22 protein-coding genes are annotated in these 22,557 nt (G+C 32.0%); 4 read left to right on the top strand and 18 right to left on the bottom strand.

Features of this window, described 5'->3' with window-relative positions:
* Positions 1 to 194: 194 nt before the first annotated feature.
* The 5 genes from guaA to KGNDJEFE_RS01870 all read right to left on the bottom strand — a co-directional run bounded on the left by guaA (position 195) and on the right by KGNDJEFE_RS01870 (position 5,568).
* Complete coding sequence (gene guaA / locus KGNDJEFE_RS01890) at positions 195 to 1,733, bottom strand: glutamine-hydrolyzing GMP synthase (protein ID WP_006438974.1); 1,539 nt, start codon at positions 1,731 to 1,733, stop codon at positions 195 to 197.
* A 247-nt stretch (positions 1,734 to 1,980) separates the two neighbouring features.
* Positions 1,981 to 2,400, bottom strand: coding sequence for a DUF2871 domain-containing protein (locus KGNDJEFE_RS01885; protein ID WP_006438973.1), 420 nt, complete (start codon positions 2,398 to 2,400; stop codon positions 1,981 to 1,983).
* 140 nt (positions 2,401 to 2,540) lie between these two features.
* Positions 2,541 to 4,160 (bottom strand): chaperonin GroEL, encoded by a 1,620-nt coding sequence (groL, locus tag KGNDJEFE_RS01880; RefSeq protein WP_006438972.1) that lies wholly within the window; start codon positions 4,158 to 4,160, stop codon positions 2,541 to 2,543.
* A gap of 69 nt (positions 4,161 to 4,229) precedes the next feature.
* Entirely contained in the window at positions 4,230 to 4,514 is a 285-nt protein-coding gene (locus KGNDJEFE_RS01875) for a co-chaperone GroES (protein ID WP_006438971.1), read from the bottom strand.
* Positions 4,515 to 4,692: 178 nt separating this feature from the next.
* Positions 4,693 to 5,568: a DNA-3-methyladenine glycosylase family protein gene (locus tag KGNDJEFE_RS01870; RefSeq protein ID WP_006438970.1), complete on the bottom strand. Its 876-nt coding sequence runs from the start codon at positions 5,566 to 5,568 to the stop codon at positions 4,693 to 4,695.
* Positions 5,569 to 5,832: 264 nt separating this feature from the next.
* On the opposite strand from KGNDJEFE_RS01870, the gene KGNDJEFE_RS01865 reads away from it, so the two are divergent.
* Complete coding sequence (locus KGNDJEFE_RS01865; protein WP_006438969.1) at positions 5,833 to 6,723, top strand: LysR substrate-binding domain-containing protein; 891 nt, start codon at positions 5,833 to 5,835, stop codon at positions 6,721 to 6,723.
* Between the two features lie 107 nt (positions 6,724 to 6,830).
* Here the strand turns inward: KGNDJEFE_RS01865 and KGNDJEFE_RS01860 are convergent, their stop codons facing one another.
* The 7 genes from KGNDJEFE_RS01860 to KGNDJEFE_RS01830 form a co-directional block, all read right to left on the bottom strand.
* The gene (locus tag KGNDJEFE_RS01860) at positions 6,831 to 7,055 is read right to left on the bottom strand and encodes a hypothetical protein (RefSeq protein ID WP_006438968.1); all 225 of its coding nucleotides are present in this window, start codon (positions 7,053 to 7,055) and stop codon (positions 6,831 to 6,833) included.
* A 50-nt stretch (positions 7,056 to 7,105) separates the two neighbouring features.
* A complete protein-coding gene (locus tag KGNDJEFE_RS01855) occupies positions 7,106 to 8,008 on the bottom strand; it encodes a dihydroorotate dehydrogenase (protein WP_006438967.1) in 903 nt (300 codons plus the stop codon).
* Entirely contained in the window at positions 8,008 to 8,694 is a 687-nt protein-coding gene (locus KGNDJEFE_RS01850) for a dihydroorotate dehydrogenase electron transfer subunit (RefSeq protein WP_006438966.1), read from the bottom strand. The genes KGNDJEFE_RS01855 and KGNDJEFE_RS01850 overlap by 1 nt, the downstream gene beginning before the upstream one ends.
* A 31-nt stretch (positions 8,695 to 8,725) precedes the next feature.
* Positions 8,726 to 9,649 (bottom strand): aspartate carbamoyltransferase, encoded by a 924-nt coding sequence (gene pyrB / locus KGNDJEFE_RS01845; RefSeq protein WP_006438965.1) that lies wholly within the window; start codon positions 9,647 to 9,649, stop codon positions 8,726 to 8,728.
* Between the two features lie 234 nt (positions 9,650 to 9,883).
* Positions 9,884 to 10,834 (bottom strand): C40 family peptidase, encoded by a 951-nt coding sequence (locus tag KGNDJEFE_RS01840; protein ID WP_040410174.1) that lies wholly within the window; start codon positions 10,832 to 10,834, stop codon positions 9,884 to 9,886.
* A gap of 279 nt (positions 10,835 to 11,113) precedes the next feature.
* Positions 11,114 to 12,370: an NAD-specific glutamate dehydrogenase gene (gluD, locus tag KGNDJEFE_RS01835; protein ID WP_040410173.1), complete on the bottom strand. Its 1,257-nt coding sequence runs from the start codon at positions 12,368 to 12,370 to the stop codon at positions 11,114 to 11,116.
* 165 nt (positions 12,371 to 12,535) lie between these two features.
* The gene (locus KGNDJEFE_RS01830; protein ID WP_006438961.1) at positions 12,536 to 13,375 is read right to left on the bottom strand and encodes a P-loop NTPase family protein; all 840 of its coding nucleotides are present in this window, start codon (positions 13,373 to 13,375) and stop codon (positions 12,536 to 12,538) included.
* A gap of 408 nt (positions 13,376 to 13,783) precedes the next feature.
* Between KGNDJEFE_RS01830 and KGNDJEFE_RS01825 the strand changes: the two genes are divergently transcribed.
* Complete coding sequence (locus KGNDJEFE_RS01825) at positions 13,784 to 13,954, top strand: 4Fe-4S ferredoxin (protein WP_006438960.1); 171 nt, start codon at positions 13,784 to 13,786, stop codon at positions 13,952 to 13,954.
* Between the two features lie 121 nt (positions 13,955 to 14,075).
* Here KGNDJEFE_RS01825 and KGNDJEFE_RS01820 read toward each other — a convergent pair whose 3' ends face one another.
* Positions 14,076 to 14,717 carry a redox-sensing transcriptional repressor Rex gene (locus KGNDJEFE_RS01820; protein WP_006438959.1) on the bottom strand — a complete coding sequence of 214 codons (642 nt, stop codon included), beginning with the start codon at positions 14,715 to 14,717 and terminating at the stop codon, positions 14,076 to 14,078.
* Between the two features lie 140 nt (positions 14,718 to 14,857).
* Between KGNDJEFE_RS01820 and KGNDJEFE_RS01815 the strand changes: the two genes are divergently transcribed.
* Both KGNDJEFE_RS01815 and KGNDJEFE_RS01810 read left to right on the top strand, forming a co-directional pair.
* Positions 14,858 to 16,774, top strand: a complete 1,917-nt coding sequence (locus tag KGNDJEFE_RS01815; protein ID WP_006438958.1) for an ABC-F family ATP-binding cassette domain-containing protein — start codon at positions 14,858 to 14,860, stop codon at positions 16,772 to 16,774.
* Between the two features lie 4 nt (positions 16,775 to 16,778).
* Positions 16,779 to 18,152 (top strand): MATE family efflux transporter, encoded by a 1,374-nt coding sequence (locus tag KGNDJEFE_RS01810; RefSeq protein ID WP_040410171.1) that lies wholly within the window; start codon positions 16,779 to 16,781, stop codon positions 18,150 to 18,152.
* A gap of 344 nt (positions 18,153 to 18,496) precedes the next feature.
* On the opposite strand, the gene tsaD is transcribed toward KGNDJEFE_RS01810, so the two are convergent.
* The 5 genes from tsaD to KGNDJEFE_RS01785 form a co-directional block, all read right to left on the bottom strand.
* Complete coding sequence (gene tsaD, locus KGNDJEFE_RS01805; protein WP_006438956.1) at positions 18,497 to 19,513, bottom strand: tRNA (adenosine(37)-N6)-threonylcarbamoyltransferase complex transferase subunit TsaD; 1,017 nt, start codon at positions 19,511 to 19,513, stop codon at positions 18,497 to 18,499.
* A 2-nt stretch (positions 19,514 to 19,515) separates the two neighbouring features.
* The gene (gene rimI, locus KGNDJEFE_RS01800; RefSeq protein WP_006438955.1) at positions 19,516 to 19,986 is read right to left on the bottom strand and encodes a ribosomal protein S18-alanine N-acetyltransferase; all 471 of its coding nucleotides are present in this window, start codon (positions 19,984 to 19,986) and stop codon (positions 19,516 to 19,518) included.
* 64 nt (positions 19,987 to 20,050) lie between these two features.
* Complete coding sequence (tsaB, locus tag KGNDJEFE_RS01795; RefSeq protein ID WP_006438954.1) at positions 20,051 to 20,782, bottom strand: tRNA (adenosine(37)-N6)-threonylcarbamoyltransferase complex dimerization subunit type 1 TsaB; 732 nt, start codon at positions 20,780 to 20,782, stop codon at positions 20,051 to 20,053.
* The gene (gene tsaE, locus KGNDJEFE_RS01790; protein WP_040410185.1) at positions 20,783 to 21,235 is read right to left on the bottom strand and encodes a tRNA (adenosine(37)-N6)-threonylcarbamoyltransferase complex ATPase subunit type 1 TsaE; all 453 of its coding nucleotides are present in this window, start codon (positions 21,233 to 21,235) and stop codon (positions 20,783 to 20,785) included.
* A 46-nt stretch (positions 21,236 to 21,281) separates the two neighbouring features.
* Positions 21,282 to 22,457, bottom strand: a complete 1,176-nt coding sequence (locus KGNDJEFE_RS01785; RefSeq protein WP_006438952.1) for an amidohydrolase — start codon at positions 22,455 to 22,457, stop codon at positions 21,282 to 21,284.
* Positions 22,458 to 22,557 lie beyond the last annotated feature (100 nt).

Here is a 22,557-nt window from a genome sequence, read left to right as displayed (position 1 = left end):
CATCCTTTTCTTATTAATCTAATATAATTTTATAATTAAATTGTATCTCATTTTTTGTTGACATACAATAAAAATATGCATTTCTTACAATAAAATTATAAATTTTCACGAAAAAAAATGTGCCAGACACCAAATTTCATTCGGTATTTAGCACACTTTTTATTATCTAAAGCATTTAAAGTTCAATTTTTATCTTATTCCCATTCTATTGTTCCTGGTGGTTTACTAGTTATATCATACACAACTCTGTTTGCACCTTCAACTTCATTTACTATTCTATTAGATATTTTTTCTAATACATCGTAAGGCATTTTATACCAATCTGAAGTCATACCATCTGAAGAACTAACAGCTCTTATACCTACAAGGTATGCGTAAGTTCTTTCATCTCCCATAACACCAACAGTCTTAACATCTGGAAGTGTAGCAAATGCCTGCCATATTTCTTTGTATAATCCAGCTTTCTTTAATTCTTCCATGTATATAGCATCAGCTTCTCTTAATATGTCACATTTTTCTTTTGTAACTTCACCGATAACTCTTATACCAAGACCTGGTCCTGGGAATGGGTGTCTGTATATAAGGTCTTCATCTATTCCAAGTTCTAAACCTATTCTTCTAACTTCATCTTTGAATAATTCTCTTAATGGTTCTATTATTTCCTGGAAATCAACATCTTCAGGAAGTCCACCAACGTTGTGGTGAGATTTTATAGTAGCTGCACCGTTTCCGTGTCCACTTTCTATAACGTCAGCATATATTGTTCCCTGTACAAGGAAGTCCATTTTTCCTAATTTTTCTGATTCTTCTTCGAATACTCTTATGAACTCTTCACCTATTATTTTTCTTTTTCTTTCAGGTTCTGTAACACCTTTTAATTTAGATAAGAATCTATCTTCAGCGTTAACTCTTATTAAGTTCATGTCGAATTTATCTCTGAATATTCTTTCTACATCGTCACCTTCATCTTTTCTAAGTAGACCATGGTCAACGAATACGCAAGTTAGGTTATCACCTATTGCTCTGTGCATTAATACAGCTGCAACAGATGAGTCAACTCCACCACTTAATCCGCAAAGAGCTTTTCTATCTCCAACTTTTTCTTTTATTTCTTTTATTTTATCTTCTATGAAAGAGTCTGTTGTCCAGTCACCTTTTACTTTACATATATTGTATAAGAAGTTTCTTAAAACTTTATCTCCGTCTAGACAATGTTCAACTTCTGGATGGAACTGTACTCCATATATATTTCTTTCAACATTCTGCATTGCAGCTATTGGACAATCAGCTGTGTATGCTATTACTTCAAATCCTGTTGGTAATTCAGATATGTAGTCAGTGTGGCTCATCCATACTGAGTTAGTGTTTATTCCTTCGAATAGAGCAGATTCTTTGTAAGTTATTTCTGTTTTTCCGTATTCTTTCTGCTGTTTTCCACCTTTTTCAACTTTTCCGCCTAAAAGATGTGCTATTAACTGATCTCCGTAGCATATACCTAAAACTGGTACACCTAATTCAAATATTTCAGTAGATATAGTTGGTGAATCTGGTAAGTATGCACTGTTAGGTCCACCTGTAAATATTATCCCTGTAGGGTTTTTAGCTTTTATTTTTTCGATATCAGTTGTACATGGAAGTATTTCACAGTACACGTTGTTATCTCTTACTCTTCTAGCTATCAGCTGGTTGTACTGACCACCGAAGTCTATGACTAGCACTAATTCATGTTTCATCAATTTTCTCTCCTTCTTTATATAAATTTTTATTTTTTTGCATAGTTAACTATTATAATATATCTATTATACTTTAATTTACCAACAATTAAAAGATTTATCATTAAATTGGCATCCTATGTACTTATATCTTTTAACTTTATTTCATAAATAATTCATATTTTATTCATAAAAAAGATATCAATCAAATTTTAAGTTGTTAAATATAAAATCGACTAATATCTTTTATAAATATTTTTAATTTTTACTATTTTATATCTGCTGCTTTTCTAAGAATTAAAAAGAATAATATTATTCCTATAGCCATAACTATATGAGCAAGTCCTGCTATCCCAGAAATAGATGCGTTCATCGCTGTAGTAAGAGCCATATACTTAACCTGAGTTATACCTCTAACTAAAAGCATAATTACCATTCCAATTAAGCCAACATTGTATATAACAAAGAATTTATTTATTCTTTTATCTTCTGAAATTTTATACTGTTTTTCTAAAAGTGCAACCATTAAGAAGAATATCATACCAAGTACAAATAAATGTACGTGTACTTTTCCAAGTGCTGTTGCACCAACAAATTGATTAAACTTTGTAAACTCTCTGTAGAATACTCCACCTATCATAGCAAGTATTGCATATAAAAATGATGTGTTTATAAATTTCTTTTCCATAATAAAAATCCTCCATTCAAGCTATTTGATTAATTCGTACAATCAAATGCAATATACTCATACTAGTATATTACCCAGCTAAATGGAGGATAAACAGATTTTATTTTACACTATAATGTTTTTATATTTAAATATTTTTACTACATCATTCCTGGCATTCCACCTGCCATAGGATCTGCTTCTTTTTCTGGTATATCTGCAACAGCTGCTTCTGTTGTTAAGAATACACCTGCTATTGATGCAGCGTTCTGTAAAGCTGTTCTACTAACTTTAGTAGGGTCAACTATACCAGCTTCTATCATATTTACATATTCTTCGTTTAATGCATCAAATCCTACATGAAGGTCTGCATCCATTACATTTTTAACTATAACTGCACCTTCAAGTCCTGCATTTATAGCTATCTGTCTTAATGGTTCTTCAAGAGCTTTTCTTATTATGTTAGCTCCTAATTTTTCTTCACCTTCTAGTGAATTAACTAATTCTTCTACTGCTGGTATTACGCTTACAAGTGCAGTACCACCACCAGCTACTATACCTTCTTCAACAGCTGCTTTTGTAGCATTTAAAGCATCTTCTATTCTTAATTTCTTTTCTTTCATTTCAACTTCTGTAGCAGCACCTACTCTAACAACTGCAACACCACCAGCAAGTTTTGCTAATCTTTCCTGAAGTTTTTCTCTATCGAAATCAGAAGTAGTCTGGTCTATCTGGTATCTTATCTGATTTATTCTTTCGTCTATTGCTTCTTTAAATCCAGCACCACCTACTATTGTAGTAGCTTCTTTTGTAACTTTAACTGATGCTGCATTACCAAGCATGTAAAGTTCTGTATCTTTTAAATCATATCCTAATTCATCAGATATTACCTGAGCACCTGTTAATGTAGCTATATCTCCTAGCATATCTTTTCTTCTATCACCAAATCCTGGAGCTTTAACAGCTACAACATCAAATGTTCCTCTTAATTTATTAACTACTAATGTAGATAATGCTTCACCTTCTACATCGTCAGCTATTATTAATAATTTTCTTCCCTGCTGAACTATCTGTTCAAGTATAGGTAATATTTCCTGTATGTTAGATATTTTCTTATCTGTTATTAATATGTATGGATTGTCTAAAACAGCTTCCATTTTATCTACATCTGTTACCATGTAAGCTGATACAAATCCTCTGTCAAACTGCATACCTTCAACAGCGTCTAATTCTGTGTGCATAGTTTTTGATTCTTCAACAGTTATAACACCGTCTTTACCAACTATTTCCATAGCTTCAGCTAATAATTTACCAACTTCTTCATCTCCTGAAGAAACTGATGCAACCTGAGATATTTCTTCTTTAGTAGATATATCTTTTGAATGAGCTTTTAACTGTTCAACTGCTACTTCAACAGCTTTCTGTATACCTTTTCTTAAAAGAACTGGGTTAGATCCAGCTGTTACATTTTTTAAACCTTCTCTTATTATTGCCTGAGCAAGTACTGTAGCTGTTGTAGTACCGTCCCCTGCTATGTCGTTAGTTTTAACTGCAACTTCTTTAACTAACTGTGCACCCATATTTTCAAATCTATCTTCAAGTTCTATTTCTTTTGCTATTGTTACACCGTCATTAGTTATAAGTGGAGTACCAAATTTTTTATCAAGTATTACATTTCTTCCTTTTGGTCCCATTGTAACCTTAACTGTATCAGCTAATTTATTTACTCCTGCTGCTAATGCTTTTCTTGTATCTTCTGAGAATTTTATTTCTTTTGCCATTTTAACTACCTCCCCAAACTAAAACAAAACTTATACTGTAATCTTTTGACTATACTTCTATTATTTTAATTATTCTAATACTGCTAATATATCTGCTTCTTTTATTATTATGTATTCTTCGCCTTCAACTTTAACTTCTGTTCCAGCGTATTTAGAATATATAACCTTATCGCCTTTTTTAAGCTCCATTTTTATTTCTTTACCGTCTACTATTCCACCTGGTCCAACTTCTATTACTTCAGCTATCTGAGGCTGTTCTTTTGCTGCACCTGCAAGTATTATTCCACTTGCAGTTTTTTCTTCTACCTCTGCTCTTTTTATTACTACTCTGTCTGCTAATGGTCTTATTTTCATTACCTAGCGCCTCCTATTTTATATATCAATTTATAAGTTTAATCGCTTATTTTATATTTAGCACTCTAAGACTATGAGTGCTAACAATTATTATAATATACCTTTTATTTTCATTTTTCAATACTTTCTACATAAATTTTTGACTATGCCATATATCTATTAAGAATTGTTTTTAATCCTATTTCCCTATACCTAATTCTCTAGCATAATAGAATAGATACTGCTGTGCATATCCAGCTATATCACCAAATTTTTCAAGAGCAAATTTTCTCATCTTAGGTAAACTCATATCTTCTTCAATGTAAAATTCCTGCATTACTCTCTTTACCCAAACATCAACTGGAAATGTATCTATCTTCTGCATACCAAATAATGCTATGCAGTCGCAAACTTTTGGTCCAACTCCATTGAATTTTTTTAGTTCTTTGCAACAATCTTCTGTACTAAGTTTTCTAAAGTTTTTAACATCTAGTCCAAGTTCTACAACTGATTTGCATGTACTTTTTATATATTTATCTCTAAATCCAGTTTTACATTCTCTTATTTCTTCCTGTGTAGCTTTGTTTAATTCTTCTGGTGTAGGGAATGCATAGTATTTCTTTCCTCTATACTCTCCTATTAGTTTTCCATATCTTTCAGATAGATTTTCTATCGCCCTCTGTATCATTGGTATTCTGTTGTTTGAAGATATTATAAATGAAATTAACATCTCCCAACTGTCCTGTCTAAGTATTCTTATTCCCCATCCAAAGTCTACTGCTTTGTCTAAGTATTCATCGAATTCTTTAAGAGTACTTTTTATTTTTCCATAGTCTGTGTCCATGTCAAAGTAGTCACGCCATATGTTTTCGTAGTCCTCTTTTGTAGTATTATCTATTATTACATCGTTTCCTTCTCTTTTTACGTTAATTACTTTTCCCATAGCAACACCTGTGTATGAGCCGTCTTCTTCCGCTCTCCATCTGAAACACTGACCACATTCAAATATATGCTTTGGATCAAAGTCTGCTACTTCTTCTAATATTATTCCGTTTTCTTTTTCTATAATGTTCATTTTGCACCTCATTAATAAATTTCATAATTATAATTTTATATCTAAAATTTGCATACTTAATAATATAATACCCTATCAAATTATTATTAAAAAGTTATATTTTTGTTTATCGTATTTTTATTTACCTTATATGCTATAATAAATTTACTATATATAAATATTATTATACATTTTTTATAATTAGTAAATTAATTTCTGTATTGCTTAATATGTTATAATATACTAGAATTTCTAATTTTAACTATTTAGAGGGGAGCGAGCAATTTGTTAGAAGAATTAAAAACATTTATCGCTGTTGTTGAAATTAAGAATTTTACCAAAGCTGCAGAATACCTAAGTCTTTCACAACCAAGTGTTAGTGTACACATCAAAAATTTAGAAAACTATTTTGGAGAAAAACTCATAGACAGATCTGTTAGACAGAAATCTATAAAAATAACTGAACAGGGTTATTTACTTTACAAAAGAGCTAAAGAAGTCGTAAGTATAATCGAAGCTGCTAAGTTAGAAGTTAAAATTGATACGGAATATATTGTTGGAGATATTAAAATTTCAGCTGTTCCTTCAGCTGCTAATTATATTCTTCCAAAATATATAGCTGAGTTTTCAAAGAAATATCCAAATATAAATATAGAACTCTCTATAAAAAGCTTTGATGATGTAAAAAAAGATTTAGTTAATTTAGATGCAGATATAGGTATTATAGACAGAAAGATTATGTCTGATGATTTTGAACAACAGGAATGCTTTAAAGAAAATATGAAGTTAATTTTCCCTTACGATTATAAAACTTATATTTCTAATATCCATTCTTATGAGAATCTAAGTGGACAGAATTGGATTTTAAGGGAAAAAGGATCTGGAACAAGATTTTTAACAGAGTATTTTCTAAACAAAAAACAGATAATCCCCAAATCTGTTTTCATTATGGGAAGTAGTTATTCAATAAAGGAAGCTGTAAAAAATGGAATGGGTATTTCTATACTATCTGGTTCCGCTTGTGAGCAGTTTGAAAATTCTAATGAAATATTCTGTATGGATATAGACAACGAATTTTCTAGAACTTTCTATTCTATTTCTCAGAAAAATTTCAAACCAAAGAGATCAGTTTCATTATTTTTAGATGAAATAAAAAATAGCGATGCTCAAATTTAATAATTCTAAATAGTTCTAATCTAGTTATACGACCATTTATTTGTCGAATTAATTCGATATACTGTTGCAATAAAAAAGGTCATCTCTTCTGAGATGACCTTTTTCTTTTAGTCTATTTTATCTTGTTCCTTATTATTTTCTTTTTGTTCCTGCTCATGTTCTTTTACTATTTTTGCATATTTTAGAGATGTAAACATCAATATTGCTATAATTAAAAACAATACTGGATGTATATTTATTCCTTTAAACTTGTAAAGATATAACATTATTAAGAGTATTACTCCCCAAAATACAGCAGTTATTTGATGTCTGTACTCTAAAAATTTATCCATTTAGATTACACTCCTATTTTTGAACACTATAATATAATTTTCTTAATCTATTATATTATACCTCTTATTTCATCAAGAGATTTTATTCCTTCTCTATCCATGAAGTCATTAAGGTCTTTTATTATTTTTGTTCCTATTTCTGGGTCCATGAAGTTTGCAGTCCCTACCTGTACAACAGTTGCTCCAGCCATTATAAATTCTATAACATCTTCTGCAGTAGATATTCCACCTATTCCTATTACAGGTATGTTTACAGCTTTACTTACTTCATACACCATTCTAAGAGCTATAGGTTTTATAGCTGGTCCAGAAAGTCCAGCAGTTACATTTTCAAATACTGGTTTTCTTCTTTTTATATCTATTGCAAGAGCTTTAAATGTATTTACTAAAGATACACCATCTGCACCTTCTTCTTCACAAACTTTCGCCATTCCAACTATATCTTCTGCGTTTGGAGATAGTTTTACAACTAGAGGGTGCTTGCAAACTTTTCTAACTTCTCTTACAACTTCTCTAGCCACTTCATTTTTTATTCCGAAAGCCATACCTCCAGCTTTTACGTTAGGGCAAGATATGTTAAGCTCTACCATATCTATATCCTGGTCATTTAAAAGTTCAACACCTTTTACGTAATCTTCTAGGCATCCTCCACCAACGTTAGCTATTCTAACACAGTTTAGATTTCCGAAGAAAGGCATTTCGTGATCTATGAATCCCTGTACTCCTGGATTTTCAAGACCAACACTGTTCATTATTCCTGATGGAGTTTCGTGTATTCTTAAACCATTGTTTCCTGGTTTTGCGTTTAAAGTTAATCCTTTACTACTTACTCCACCAAGTTCATTTATATCGTAATATTCATTGTATTCTTTACCAAATCCGAATGTTCCTGAGGCCATTACTATAGGATTTTTAAATTCTATTTCTCCAAATTTTACTCTTAAATCAGCCATTAGAAAATCACATCCTCTCCCCAGAATACTGGACCGTCTTTACAAGTCTTTTTATTTCCGAATTTTGTTTTACAAGTACATACTAGACATGCTCCAACACCACAAGCCATGTGATTTTCAAGAGATATCATTATTCTTGTGTTTGTACCTTCACACATTTTAACTAATTTTTCCATCATTGGTGTTGGTCCACAAGATAGTATGTAATCGTAATCTTCTACATTTAATATATCTGTTATGAATGTATTTCCTGTAGTTGTTTTTACTTCATTACAGAATTCTTTGTATTCATCTACTAATATTGCTTCTTCTCTGAAGCCAAGATATGCATCGCATCCAGGTATAGTTTTAGCTACTAAGTAAAGAGGTGCTACACCTATTCCTCCACCAACTAAAGCTACTTTTCCTTCTACTTTTTCATATCCATTTCCATATGGTCCCTGAAGTTTTATTTCATCTCCTGGAACAAGTTTAGCAAATATTTCTGTTCCTTCTCCAACTACTTTATAAAGGAATGTTATTCCTTCTTCATCTATGTCATGTATACTTATCGGTCTTGAAAGTACAGGGTATTTGTCCCAAGCTCTTAGCATATAGAACTGTCCCATTTTTCCTTCAAATTTTCCTGCGACTTTCATTCTGTACATATCTTCGCCGATATAACTGTTTTCTATTATTTTGTACATTTATATTCTCCTTCGCATTAGTTTTGATAGTTTATTCTGGGTCTTTTATTCCTAAAAGTTTCATTATTAGAGCCATTCTTACATACATTCCGAATTTTGCCTGTTCAAAGTAAACAGCTCTTTTATCATCGTCTACATCAGTAGATATTTCATTCACTCTTGGAAGTGGATGAAGTATTAACATATCTTCTTTTGCATCAGTTAATTTTTCTTTGTTTAGTATATATGTATCTTTTAATCTTTCGTATTCTTCTATATCATCAAATCTTTCTCTCTGAACTCTAGTCATGTAAAGTATGTCAAGGTCAGGTATAGCTGATTCTAAATCATTAGTTTCTACAAATTCGTGTCCTTTTATAGCTTCTTTAACGCTATCTGGCATTTTTAATTCATCTGGAGCTATAAATACGAATTTTGTATCTGGGTATCTAGACATTGCTTTTACTAAAGAATGTACTGTTCTTCCGTATTTTAAATCACCACAAAGTCCTACTGTGTGGCCACTAAGATTTCCTTTTAAAGTTTTTATTGTTAGTAAATCTGTAAGAGTCTGAGTTGGATGCTGGTTTCCACCGTCTCCAGCATTTATGAAAGGAACACTACATGCTTCTACTGCTTCAGCTGCTGCACCTGCTACAGGATGTCTCATAGCTATTATGTCTACATAGTTAGATACTGTTCTCATTGTATCCTGAAGAGTTTCCCCTTTAGATGTAGATGATGCTTTAGGATCTGAGAATCCTACTACACGTCCACCAAGTCTGTTCATAGCTGATTCAAAGCTTAGTCTTGTTCTTGTTGATGGTTCATAGAATAGAGTTGCCAAAAGCTTTCCATCACATACATGGATGTATTTTTCTGGATTTTTCATTATTCTCTGTCCAAGAGATAGAACCTCATCTATTTCTTCAACAGTAAAGTCTTCTGGCTGTATTAGATTTCTTGATTTTAACATTTTTTAATTCCTCCTTCTCGGCCTCACTGAACCGAATTTAAAGCTATTAGTAGCTTATCACCTTTACCTATCTAATGTCAACTTATATTAATTATATTTTAGCATAATTACAAGAAAGATGATTGTATTATTTTCACTACATGCAATCGAGTCGCATTGTCGCTAAAAATAATCAAATAAAAAGAGCCATCTTATAAATCTACAAGATGACTCGTTTATATCATTTAAATTTTATTATAATACTCTTCTTGCTGTTACAAAATGAGATGAGTAGTAATCTGATGTTATGTCAGTTACTTTTACTACGTCCCCACTGTGAGGAGAGTGTATCATGCATCCATTTCCTACATATATTCCAACGTGACTTACTCCCCCACTTCCATCTGTTGTGAAGAATACTAAATCACCTGGCTGAAGCTGATCTCTAGTTATTTCTGTTCCTACATTTGCCTGGTCAGAAGATACTCTTGGTAGAGACACTCCTACAGAGTTTATATATACATACTGTACAAATCCTGAGCAGTCAAATTTATCAGGACCTGTTGCTCCCCAAAGATATGGGCTTCCTTTTTTAGAATATGCTAAGTTTAATACAGCCTGAGCATTATAGCTATCAACAGAAGGTACATCTATTATATTTCCGTCTACATCTACAGTAGGTACTACTGGCGCTTCATCTGTTACATAATCAGCATGAACATACCCTTCTTTTCCCTGATTTCTAACCTGAATCCAATCACCTTCCTGTTTAACTACTACTAATGCACTACCTTTATCTAATTCTTCTAATACTTCTGATGATGTATTATCCGCTGCTCTAAGGTTTAGTGTCGATGCAGTAGTAAATGCAACCCCTTCTGATATTGCTACATATTCAGAAGCTATCCATGCATCATCTTCTCCATCTTCAACGTTAACCCATTCTCCTTGGATTCCTTTAACCTTAAACTGTTCTCCTTCTCCAGCTACTCTTTTAGTATTTCCATCAACTCTTACGTTTACTGATTTACCATCTTTTACAGTAGCTACTTTGTATGGAGATTCTTTGTATTCATCTATTGTTATACCAGTTTCTGTATCTGGAACTGAATTTATATCGTCTATTTCATCTGCACTTACTAATACTGTACCTGTTGCAACCATAGTGAAAGATACCACTAATGAAAGTAATTTTTTCTTATCCAAAACTAATCCTCCTCAATATTTTTTATATTTATATCGTTCTATTTATATTATTGCTCACTTTTTATATTTTTATACTTATCTAAATAGCATTATATTAATTTCTATCTTTAATATACATATACAATATATTATACCTTTTAGAATTTATAATGTAAACAATTATGTTACCTTTAAAGACTAGTTATTTCAATGAAAAATAAAAAGGAGATACCTCATAAATAATGTGGTATCTCCCATTGATTTCAATTAATATTTACAACTGTACTGTTGAGTTAAATCTTAGTACCATCCTCTTAATTTCATAGCTTCAGCTACTTTTTTAACTGAGTGCATGTAAGCAGATTCTCTCATTGTTACGTTGTATTCTTCTTTTATTTTCCATAGAGATTCGAAAGCTTTAACCATAGCTTCTTCTTCTTTAGCTTCTACGTCAGCTTCTGACCAGTAGTATCCGTATAAGTTCTGTACCCATTCGAAGTAAGAAACTGTAACACCACCAGCATTAGTTAATATGTCTGGAGTTAAAGTTATTCCTTTTCTAGCTAATACTTCGTCAGCTTCTGGAGTAGTTGGTCCGTTAGCTGCTTCACATATTAATTTAGCATTTATAGTTTCAGCAACTTCTGCAGTTATAGCATTTTCAAGAGCTGCTGGTACTATTATATCAACGTTTAATGCCCAGAATTCTTCTAAAGATATAACTTTTGCACCTGGGAAGTCATATAAATCTCCGTTAGCTGCTCTGTGATCCCACATAGCCTGGAAATCTAAACCGTCTTCTTTGTATATTACATAAGTACCATGTTTAGGGCACCATTCAGCCATAGCTACAACAGTTCCGCCTAATTTCTGTATATTTTTAACAGTGAAAGCACCAACGTTACCGAATCCCTGAACTGCTATTTTAGCTGTTTCCATAGGTATTCCTAATTTTTTAGCTGCTTCTCTAACTGTTACTGCAACACCGAATCCAGTAGCTTCATTTCTTCCTAATGATCCACCGAATGCAACTGGTTTACCAGTTATAACACCTATGTTGCTTGATCCTGTTAATTTATTGTATTCATCAACCATCCAAGACATTATCTGTCCATTAGTGTTAACGTCTGGAGCTGGTACGTCTACTTTTTCACCTATTAATTTGTATATTCCGTCTATGTATCCTCTTGATAATCTTTCAAGTTCTCCCTGAGATAACTGGCTAGGGTCAACTATTATTCCCCCTTTACCACCACCGTAAGGTATTCCTGTTACTGAACATTTGAAAGTCATCCATATAGATAAAGCTTTAACTTCTTCTAATGAAACGTTTGGATGGAATCTAACTCCACCTTTTGTTGGTCCAACTGCATCATTGTGCTGAGATCTGAATCCTTTGAATACTTTTATAGATCCGTCGTCCATTTTAACTGGTATGTTTACTTCTATAACTCTCTGAGGTTCTTTTAATAATTCGTAAACATTAGGTTCCATTCCTAATTTATCGCATGCTTTTTTTACCTGTGCCTGTGCGTTTTCAAAAACATTTCCTGACATTGTGTAAGCCCCCTTAAATACTCTAATATAATAATTATTCATATAAACTTTCACGCTTGAAAAATCATTTTCCCGCGTCTACATTTTGATTATAACATACTTTTTATAAAATAGTACAACATTTTTACAATAATTTTCAAATTATTTTGATATATTACTACAACACTATTTATCTTTTATTTTATTAATATAAAAATCAATTCTATCCACATTAATTAATGTCATTTCCTCTACATTTCTTTTTATATTATGTTGAGTGTTTTTTAGACTACCAAAAGCATCCAAATTTCTTATATTTACACTTACTTTTATCTTTATTTTTCCGTTTGAATTATCTATGCTTATTCTATTTATTCTAGATATATGCGTATCTTTTGATATAGTGTATTTTATAATCTGATTTAATACTTCCGGAGCAATATAGAACTTACCCATATAGCTAAAAGCCGGTCTAATTACAGTTTTTTCAAGTATTTTAGCCTCTTTATTAGATGTCATAAAAAATCTTCTTAGGGGATTTATTCTTAACCCATTTATTCTTTTTTTAATCTCTACAGTAGGAACTGGTATTATATGATTTCCTTTTTTTCTAGACTCTATAGCCTTTCTTATCTCGTAATCGGTACTTATATCGTTTATATCTATAATCTCATATATATTGCCTAATTCTAGAGCTGCACAAATTTTCTTTACCATCTTTAACGATGTACCTAAAACCAGAATACGATTTATATCTAAATCGTTAATCTTTTTCTTAACAGATTCTCTGTGATTTATATCAGAAAAAACAGCCCTTCTAACAGCCTCCATCTTAGTCTGTGACTGTTTTGCAGACACTCCTGCAATGATTTGACCCTTATAAATAAGTAGGCCGTCATCTATAATATAATCTATATTATTTTCACAAGCCAATTCTAATGATTTATAGCTTTTTCCTGTCCCACTTTTTCCTATTAATACATAAATTTTCAAAAGTATAGCCGCTTTCTTTGATATCGTTTTCATATTGTATTCTATTTTTATAAATTAAGTTATAAATAAGTGCCTTCTTGTACTATTAGTATATCTTATTTTACCTATTTAATATACACTAATAGAAATAATATTCTTTTCCGATAAAAAGTGCGACCTTTTCACCTCTTCTCTCTATTTTTTAAAATTGAAATTTTTTTAACATATTTTTTATATAATGAAAATACTAATTTAGAATTAATTTCTGTTATAAATTAAATGCAAAAAAGAATCATTATTCTCCAACAATTTTTTTCAAATCTCTAAAAGTATTGAAGTTTCTATGTTTAAGTTATATGATACAAAAATATTTGATTTTCATCAATTAATTTAATTGTTATAGTAGAACTTTTTTGTTATAATGTACTTAAATAAATTTTATAATATTAGGAGGAAACTAAAATGGCATACAAAATAACTGATGCTTGCGTTAGCTGTGGTGCTTGTGCAGCTGAATGTCCAGTTGGAGCAATATCTGAAGGAGATAGCATATACGTAATAGATGCAGATGCATGTGTTGAATGTGGTGCATGTGCTGAAGCTTGTCCAGTAGGAGCTCCTCAGGCTGAATAATTTTACTAAACAAAAAGACTGATTTTTTCAAATCAGTCTTTTTTATTTCTCAATTTTTAATTTTTACAAATTTAATCCAAATAACTCAAAACATTAAGATTCTTTTTTTCTAAAATATAACTTATTTCTTTAATTCGTTGTTTTCTTTCATTAAATAAGAAAGAGTGAATAGACTTTCCGTTAAGTTAACATTTTCAACAATTATTCCTTTTGGAACTTCTGGATCTATTGGAGCAAAGTTCCATATACCTTTTATTCCAGCTCCAACTATTCTGTTTATTAGTTCCTGAGCTCCATTTTTAGGTATACATACTATTGCTATATCTATTTCGTGTTCTTTTATATAGTCTTCTATAATATCAGAGTCTAATATTTCAAGCTCTCTTATTTTTAGACCTATCATTCTTGGATTTGCATCAAATAAAGCTTTTATTTCAAATCCTGAGTTTCTAAATCCTGAATAGTTTGTTATAGCCTGACCTAGATTCCCTACACCTATAAGAACAGCATTATATGGTCTATCAAGACCTAATATCTTTCCGATTTCTTTGTGTAGAGCCTCTACATTATATCCGTACCCCTGCTGTCCGAATCCTCCAAAGTTGTTTAAATCCTGTCTTATCTGAGAAGCTGTGAAACCTATTATTTCACTTAATTCTTTTGATGATATTCTCTGAACATCATTGTCTAGAAGCTCACCTAAGTATCTGTAGTATTTAGGTAGTCTTCTTATAACCGCCATAGAAATATTTTTATTTCCCATCTAAATTAGCACCCCCTAACTCTATTATAATCCATCATGGTTTATTATATAACATACTTTTTTGTAAAACCATACATATAGCCTTGAATATATTATATCAAAACATTATAATTTTAGGTAGCTTGAGGAGGTAGAAATTTATGATTATTTTATCATGTAATAACTTAACTAAGAGTTTTGGTGTAGAATCAATACTCGAAAACATAAGTTTTACTGTTAATGAGGGCGATAAAATCGGCGTTATAGGCGTAAACGGAACTGGAAAAACAACTCTTTTTAAGATAATTTCTGGAATTTACGGATATGACAGCGGAGAAATTTATACATCTAAAGATTGTGAAATCGGTTATTTAGAGCAGAATACCAACTTCTACTCAGACAATACTATTTTTACAGAGGTTTTAGAAGTTTTTAGCGACCTCATAAAAATGGAAGAAGATCTTAGAAAAATGGAATGTGAGATTTCTGACAAAAGTTCAGAAACTAACTCTCCAGATTTACAAAAACTTATGGATAATTATTCACATAAACTAGAACTTTTCCAAAACTCAAACGGATATGGATATAAATCCGAAGCAAAAGGAGTTTTAAAAGGTCTAGGTTTTAACGATGAAAAACTAGAAAAACCAATCAAAATTCTTTCAGGAGGAGAAAAGACTAGAGTTCTTTTAGCTAAGCTGCTACTTAGAAAACCTACTCTTCTTCTACTGGACGAACCTACAAACCATCTTGATTCTGATGCTCTTGAGTGGTTAGAGCTGTTCCTTAAACAGTACAAAGGAACTGTTATCCTTATTTCCCATGACAGATATTTCTTAGACCAATCGGTAAATAGAATATTTGAAATACATAATAAGAAGCTAAAGGCTTACAACGGAAACTACTCTTATTATGTAGAAAAATCTGCTATCGACAAGGAAATAGAAAGAAAAACTTACGAAGATCAGCAGAAGGAAATAAAAAAACAAGAAGAATCTATTGAAAGATTAAAAGCTTACGGTAGAGAAAAACATTTAAAGAGAGCTAGAAGTAAGGAAAAAGCACTGTCTAAGATAGAAGTGCTAGATAGACCAGATGGAGAAAGAAAAAGAGCAAAAATAAAATTTATTCCAGCAGTTGAAAGCGGAAATGATGTTTTAGCTGTTAGAGATGTGGAAATGAGTTTCCCTGATAAGGTTCTATTTAAAGATTTAAACCTTGATATATATAGAGGTGAAAAAGTAGCACTTATAGGGCCAAATGGAGCAGGTAAATCCACATTATTTAAAATTATAATGAATGAAATACAGCCTATGGAAGGTGAAGTAAAATTCGGCACAAATGTAAATACCGCATACTTCCATCAGGAACAGAAGACTCTAAACCTTGAAAACTCTGTAATTGACGAAATATGGGATGCAAATCCACATCTTACTCAAACAGAGGTTAGAAATATGCTTGGAGCCTTTTTATTTGAAAATGAAGATGTATTTAAAAAGATATCTTCTCTAAGTGGTGGAGAGAGAGCAAGGGTTGCAATTCTTAAACTGATACTATCTCAGTCTAACTTCCTACTTCTTGACGAACCTACAAACCACTTAGATATAGACTCAAAAGAAGTGTTAGAAGAAGCTCTTGTAAACTATACAGGAACTATATTTACTATCTCTCATGATAGATATTTCTTAAATAAAGTTGTCGATAAAATACTAGTCCTTAGTGAAAATGGGGTAACAGAATACCTTGGAAATTACGACTATTATATTGAAAAGAAAAGACAGCTAAGTGAAATGAACAAAGAGGAAAACACTGAGACTAAGACAAAAACTCAGTTAAAAGAGGAAAAAAGAAAAGAAAAAGAACAGAGGGAAATCGAGAGACGGAGCAAGAATAAAATCAAAAAATTAGAGGACGATATTGAGCAGACTGAAAAGAAAATAGCTGGTCTTGATATGATGCTTTGTCAGGAAGAAATTTATTCAAATCCAGAAAAATCAAAAGAAGTTAACCTAGAAAAAGCAGAATTAGAGGACAAATTAGCCTCTCTTTATGAAAAATGGGAACAGATAATGGAGTAAATTATTGAAAAAACTATTTGCATTTGACGATTATAATAAGAGATTTTTCAGTATTCTTTTATCTTTATGCATACCTATAATCATACAGAACCTTATCTCATCTTCGGTAAATGTAATAGATACTGTTATGATTAGTAGTTTGGGTGAGGTTTCTGTTGCATCTGTAGGTGTTGCAAATCAGTTCTTCTTTATATTTAATATGTGTCTTGCCGGTGTTTTAGGAGGATCTGGACTGTTTATATCACAGTTTTTCGGTAAAAATGATATAACTAATATCAAAAAAGTCACTGCACTTAGTATACTGCTTGGTTTAGTTATGAGTCTTCCTTTTGTAATAATAGCGTTTGTTTCACCAGAAAGTATAATACACATATTTTCATACGACCCTGAGGTCGTAGCTTTATGCAGAAATTATTTTAAAATAGTAGTAATCAGCTACCCTTTAACTGCTATAAGTATGGGATTTGGGGTATGCTCTCGTAGTATAAAAAATCCAAATATAGGTATGAAATGTAGTGCTATAGCAATCGTTGTAAATGTTTGTTTAAACTATGTACTTATCTTTGGTAAATTAGGATTCCCTAAAATGGGAGTTGAAGGTGCTGCTCTAGCTACTTTAATAGCTAGACTAGTGGAAGCAATTATAATGGTTTGGTATGTATACCTATACAAAAAAGATTATATGCTTAGATTTAATATTCATCATTTTGGAATGTTTGAAAAAGATTTTTTAGTTGCATATGGCTCTAAAAGTTTTCCAATATTCCTAAATGAATCTTTCTGGGCAGTAGCTACAGTATGTTACTCAGTAGCCTATGCTATGGCTGGAACATCTGCAATTGCTGCAAGCCAGATAGCTACAACAACTAGTAACTTCTTTGTTATGACAGCTATGTGTATCGCTATGGGATCATCTATAATGCTTGGAAATGAACTTGGTTCTGACCATATTGACAGAGCTTTAGATTATTCTAAAAAATTAGGAGTTATAGTTACTGTAACTGGCTTTTTAATGGGTATTCTTTTAATAATATCTATACCTATGCTTTTAAAGGTGTTCAGTGTTTCTGAGACGCTTGCACCGGATATAACTAAGATATTTATTATAATGGCTGTTGTAATGACTCTGAGAGCTTTTAATACGTTTATTATTATAGGCGTACTTAGAAGTGGTGGAGACACTAAGATGGCTCTTATTATAGAAATGGGCTCTATGTGGCTTGGATCTGTTCCTTTGACATTCCTTGCTGCAAAATTAGGATTGCCTATATATTTACTTGTACGGTGTACATCGGTCGAAGAAATAATAAAATTTGTATTTGGAGTACCGAGGGCATTGAGTAAAAAGTGGGCAGTTAATATTGTAAAAGATTTATAAATTATACGGAAAAAGGGTATCATATATCACATTTGCTCCAGGCTTCAGCGACTCACACTTTTATGTAACACATTTATAAGTTGCGAGTCGCTTGCAGAATTGTCGCTGCATCGTGATATACAGATACCCTTTTTATAATATAAACTTAAATCGTTTTACAATCTTTATGAATTTTTAAATACTGTTCCTTTTCTTCGGTTTACAGTTTGTTGATGAGAAAAGAAAAAATAGGACTAATACGATGCAACAATTTGCAGACGTTCCACTTCATTTTATGGTTTTATATAATAAAGTGGGACATCGAAACCTGGCGCAAGTATTAGTCCTATTTTTCTTGTTTGTCATTATTTATCTGTAATCTGTAAGTTAGGAACAGCATTTAGGTTCATGTCATCTACTCTTCCTTTTATGTAGTTATAATATCCCGCGCATCCTATCATTGCAGCATTGTCTGTGCAAAGTATTAGCGGTGGATATTTTACTTCTATTCCGTTTTCTTTTCCTAGCATTTCTATTTTTTCTCTAAGTCCAGAGTTTGAAGCAACACCACCAGATAGAGTTATTATGCTATATCCTTTTTCTTTAGCTGCTTTTATGGCTTTGTTTGCTAGTACATCTGTTACAGCATCCTGGAAAGATGCAGCAACATCTGCTTCTACTATTTCTTCTTTTTTCATTTTTTTAGCATTTAAGTAGTTTAATACTGCAGATTTTATTCCACTAAAGCTGAAGTCATAACCTTCATCCATATACGCTCTTGGGAATTCTATTGCGTCTTTATTTCCTTCTTTTGCTAATTTATCTATTATTGGTCCACCTGGATATCCAAGTCCCATAGCTCTTGCTACTTTGTCAAATGCTTCTCCAGATGCATCGTCTCTTGTTCTACCTAGTATTTCATATTCTCCGTAGTCCTTAACCTCAACTAGATGAGTATGTCCTCCAGAAACTATAAGTGTTATAAATGGTGGTTTTAAATCTTTATGTGCTATGTAGTTAGCACTTAAATGTCCTTCTATATGATTTACACCAACTAGAGGAATATCTAGCGCATAAGCCATAGCTTTTGCATAAGATAATCCAACTAAAAGTGCTCCAACAAGTCCTGGACCGTAAGTAACTGCTATATGAGTTATGTCATTCATAGTTATGTTTGCTTCATCTAAAGCCTGCTGTACAACTATATCTATATTTTCTATATGTTTTCTTGAAGCTACTTCTGGAACTACTCCACCAAATTTTTTATGTATATCTATCTGTGTTGATATTATATTTGAAAGCACTTCTCTCCCGTTTTTAAGGACAGATGCAGCTGTTTCATCACAGCTACTTTCTATCGCTAAAGTTATTATATCGCTCATTTTTACACCTCCGAAAGCTGATTCCACATTATTATTGCGTCTTCTCTATTGTCGCTATAATATTCTTTTCTAACACCAGCCATTTTAAATCCGTATTTTTTGTACAGATTTTGTGCTACTAAATTGCTTCTTCTGACCTCTAAAGTCATAGCAACTATTTTATTTTCTTTACAAAGTTTTACCATTTCTTTTAGTAGCTCATTTCCTATTTTAAGTCCTCTATAATCGCTGTGAACTGCAACATTTGTTATATGTCCTTCATCAATTATAAGCCAAATTCCTATATATCCTACAATTTTAGAGTCCTTTTCTGCTACTAAATATCTAGCATTGCTGTTTTTAACCTCGTCTATAAATGACTGCTTAGACCAAAAATCTTCAAAGCAATTTTTCTCAACTTCGAAAACTCCATCCACATCGTCCATAGTCATTTCTCTTACTATTACATCAGAAAGTTTTTCTGTATTTTCCATTTTCCCTCTTCTTATTTGAATTCCTGTATAGAATAGAATTCAATTCCTTCTTTCCTTCAAATTTCTATTTATTTTCAGCTGATTTCTGAGCTTCTAATTTTTTCATTTTTTCTTCGTACTGTACTTCTGCCTGAGATTTTCTTATATAAATTGGATTTACATCGTAGCAGCTGTGAACTCCCTCACCTCTTTTGTACTTAGCCAAAGCAACTGCACAAACACTTGCTGCCTTAGTTACATTGTGAGAAACTGCTGGAATATGTATATTTTCTACTTCTGATAGCTTATCTTCGTATTTTGAAACAGCTTCTCCAAGAACTATACACTCTTCTCCAGAATTTTTTATAATTTCTATTAAATCATCTATCTCTTTTACATCCATTCCTTCAAGCTCTACAAGCTCGTCGTTTTTATACTCGTATTTTGCTGTATATACCTGCGTTCTCTGAGCATCTAGTATTGGATATATTTTCTTGTCACAAAGGTCCATATTTCCAGCTAAGCTTTCTAACGCATTGACAGCTAATATTGGAATATTATTTACATGAGAGATAGCCTTTGCTGTAGCCATACTTATTCTAAGACCTGTAAAAGATCCTGGCCCTACAGAAACTGCTATTGCATCCATATCCTCTATACTTAAATCGCTCATATTAAGCATAGTTTCTATCATAGGCATTAATTTCTGTGAGTGAGTCTTTTTGTTATTTATAACAAATTCACATATAAGACAATCATCTTCTACAACAGCTACACTGCATGCTCTTGAAGATGTATCCATTCCTAAAATTTTCATCTATAAATTCATCTCCTCAATCATTTTTTCGTATTTTTCTCCAACAGGCTCGAATGTTACCTCTCTACCCATTTCTTTATACTTCATATCTATTTTTAAATATTCGTCTGGAAGTATATCCTCTATTAAATTCGCCCATTCTATTATACAAACTCCATCTGAGTTTATATATTCGTCGTATCCTATATCGTACATTTCCTCGCTACATCCTATTCTATAAACGTCGAAATGGTATAGAGGCAATCTACCCTGATATTCGTTCACTATTGTAAATGTGGGGCTAGTTATATAATCATCTACTCCAAGTGATTTTGCAAAACTCTGAGTAAATGTAGTCTTTCCAGCTCCTAAATCTCCAACTAGACAAATAATTGAACCAGCATCTACTAATTTTCCTAGTTTTTCACCAAGTTCCTTTGTCTTATTTTCGTCTTCTAAAAAAATTCTTTTCATATTTATCTCCGTTTTTTTAATTTGTCTTTTATATTTTCCTTGTATATTATCTTTTATAAACAACTTTTCCATCTATTATCGTACACATTACTTTTCCACCTAAATCAAATGGTGAGCCTTCCCATAAAACTATGTCCGCATCCTTACCTTCTTCAAGAGAACCAACTTTTTTGTCTATTCCAAGTGTTTTGGCTGGGTTTATAGTTATCGCTCTAAGTGCTGCATCTTCTTTCATACCATTTTTAATAGCCATTCCTGCACACATTGGAAGGTGCTGAACTGGTATTACAGGGTGGTCTGTCATCAGAGATACCTCTATCCCTGCATTTGAAAGTATTCCCGCTGTTTCAAGAGAAAGGTTTCTAAGCTCTGGTTTAGATCTATCTGTCAATGATGGACCTACTATTATTGGATATTCTCCATTTTCTTCAAGAAGCTCATCTACTATTAAATGCCCTTCTGTACAGTGGTCTATAGTCAGCTTTAAGTCGAATTCCTTTGCAATTCTTATCGCTGTGAATATATCATCAGCTCTATGTGCATGTGCTTTTAGAGGAATTCTTCTTCTAAGTACCGGTATTAAGCTCTCAAGCTTCATATCGTACTCTGGCTTATCTATATCATTATCATCAGCTTCACTGTAAAAACTCATTTCCTCAAGATAATCCTGTGCCTTTCTAAAGTTTTCTCTAAGTGTAGCTGCAATCGCCATTCTTGTTTGAGGAGATTTTTCATCCTGTCCATAGCAACTCTTTGGATTTTCACCAAATGCTATTTTTACAGCTACAGGATTTTTTATTACCATTTTATCTATTCTCTTTCCAAATGTCTTTATCGCTATACACTGTCCTCCCATGACATTTGCACTTCCTGGAGTTACACATACAGATGTGATTCCACCTTCGTATGCTTCCTTAAATGTGTGGTCCATCGGATTTATAGCATCTATTGGGTTTAGATTAGGTGTAATTGGATCAGTTTCTTCATTTCCATCTGCTCCCTCAAACCCTAGACCATCTTCCCAAAGTCCAAGATGTGTATGAGCATCGATAAATCCAGGAAATACATTTAATCCCTCTGCATCGATTACTTCAACATCTTCAAGGCATGTTGTATCTATTGAATCTGCAATTTTTTCTATTTTTTTATTTTTTATAAGGATATCTCCTTTTATTTCTCCATTTGTTACTGTGTTTATGTTTCCGTTTTTTATAAGAATCATATATATCTTCCTTTCTATGAGATGATATACTATTATACAACTTCAATATATCATTGCATACTGTTTCATAATATATTATATTAGAATTTTTCAGTGTTAT

The sequence above is a fragment of the Peptacetobacter hiranonis genome (assembly GCF_008151785.1).
GTDB classification, from domain to species: Bacteria; Bacillota; Clostridia; order Peptostreptococcales; family Peptostreptococcaceae; genus Peptacetobacter; species Peptacetobacter hiranonis.
Note: the sequence above shows the minus strand (reverse complement) of the source record. Positions and strands in the feature narration are given on the sequence as shown.

Excerpts from the sequence above, each read along its gene's own strand:
- KGNDJEFE_RS01850 (WP_006438966.1), bottom strand. The coding sequence starts at position 8,694 with ATGTACAAAATAATAGAAAACAGTTATATCGGCGAAGATATGTACAGA.
- KGNDJEFE_RS01870 (WP_006438970.1), bottom strand. The coding sequence starts at position 5,568 with ATGAACATTATAGAAAAAGAAAACGGAATAATATTAGAAGAAGTAGCA.
- KGNDJEFE_RS01830 (WP_006438961.1), bottom strand. The coding sequence starts at position 13,375 with ATGAAAACGATATCAAAGAAAGCGGCTATACTTTTGAAAATTTATGTA.
- pyrB (WP_006438965.1), bottom strand. The coding sequence starts at position 9,649 with ATGTTAAAATCAAGAAATCTAATACAGCCAGAAGACTTTACTGTTGAA.
- KGNDJEFE_RS01875 (WP_006438971.1), bottom strand. The coding sequence starts at position 4,514 with ATGAAAATAAGACCATTAGCAGACAGAGTAGTAATAAAAAGAGCAGAG.
- KGNDJEFE_RS01885 (WP_006438973.1), bottom strand. The coding sequence starts at position 2,400 with ATGGAAAAGAAATTTATAAACACATCATTTTTATATGCAATACTTGCT.
- KGNDJEFE_RS01825 (WP_006438960.1), top strand. The coding sequence starts at position 13,784 with ATGGCATACAAAATAACTGATGCTTGCGTTAGCTGTGGTGCTTGTGCA.
- tsaD (WP_006438956.1), bottom strand. The coding sequence starts at position 19,513 with ATGAGCGATATAATAACTTTAGCGATAGAAAGTAGCTGTGATGAAACA.
- KGNDJEFE_RS01855 (WP_006438967.1), bottom strand. The coding sequence starts at position 8,008 with ATGGCTGATTTAAGAGTAAAATTTGGAGAAATAGAATTTAAAAATCCT.
- KGNDJEFE_RS01785 (WP_006438952.1), bottom strand. The coding sequence starts at position 22,457 with ATGATTCTTATAAAAAACGGAAACATAAACACAGTAACAAATGGAGAA.
- groL (WP_006438972.1), bottom strand. The coding sequence starts at position 4,160 with ATGGCAAAAGAAATAAAATTCTCAGAAGATACAAGAAAAGCATTAGCA.
- tsaE (WP_040410185.1), bottom strand. The coding sequence starts at position 21,235 with ATGAAAAGAATTTTTTTAGAAGACGAAAATAAGACAAAGGAACTTGGT.
- rimI (WP_006438955.1), bottom strand. The coding sequence starts at position 19,986 with ATGGAAAATACAGAAAAACTTTCTGATGTAATAGTAAGAGAAATGACT.
- KGNDJEFE_RS01860 (WP_006438968.1), bottom strand. The coding sequence starts at position 7,055 with ATGGATAAATTTTTAGAGTACAGACATCAAATAACTGCTGTATTTTGG.
- KGNDJEFE_RS01820 (WP_006438959.1), bottom strand. The coding sequence starts at position 14,717 with ATGGGAAATAAAAATATTTCTATGGCGGTTATAAGAAGACTACCTAAA.
- tsaB (WP_006438954.1), bottom strand. The coding sequence starts at position 20,782 with ATGAAAATTTTAGGAATGGATACATCTTCAAGAGCATGCAGTGTAGCT.
- KGNDJEFE_RS01815 (WP_006438958.1), top strand. The coding sequence starts at position 14,858 with ATGATTATTTTATCATGTAATAACTTAACTAAGAGTTTTGGTGTAGAA.
- gluD (WP_040410173.1), bottom strand. The coding sequence starts at position 12,370 with ATGTCAGGAAATGTTTTTGAAAACGCACAGGCACAGGTAAAAAAAGCA.
- guaA (WP_006438974.1), bottom strand. The coding sequence starts at position 1,733 with ATGAAACATGAATTAGTGCTAGTCATAGACTTCGGTGGTCAGTACAAC.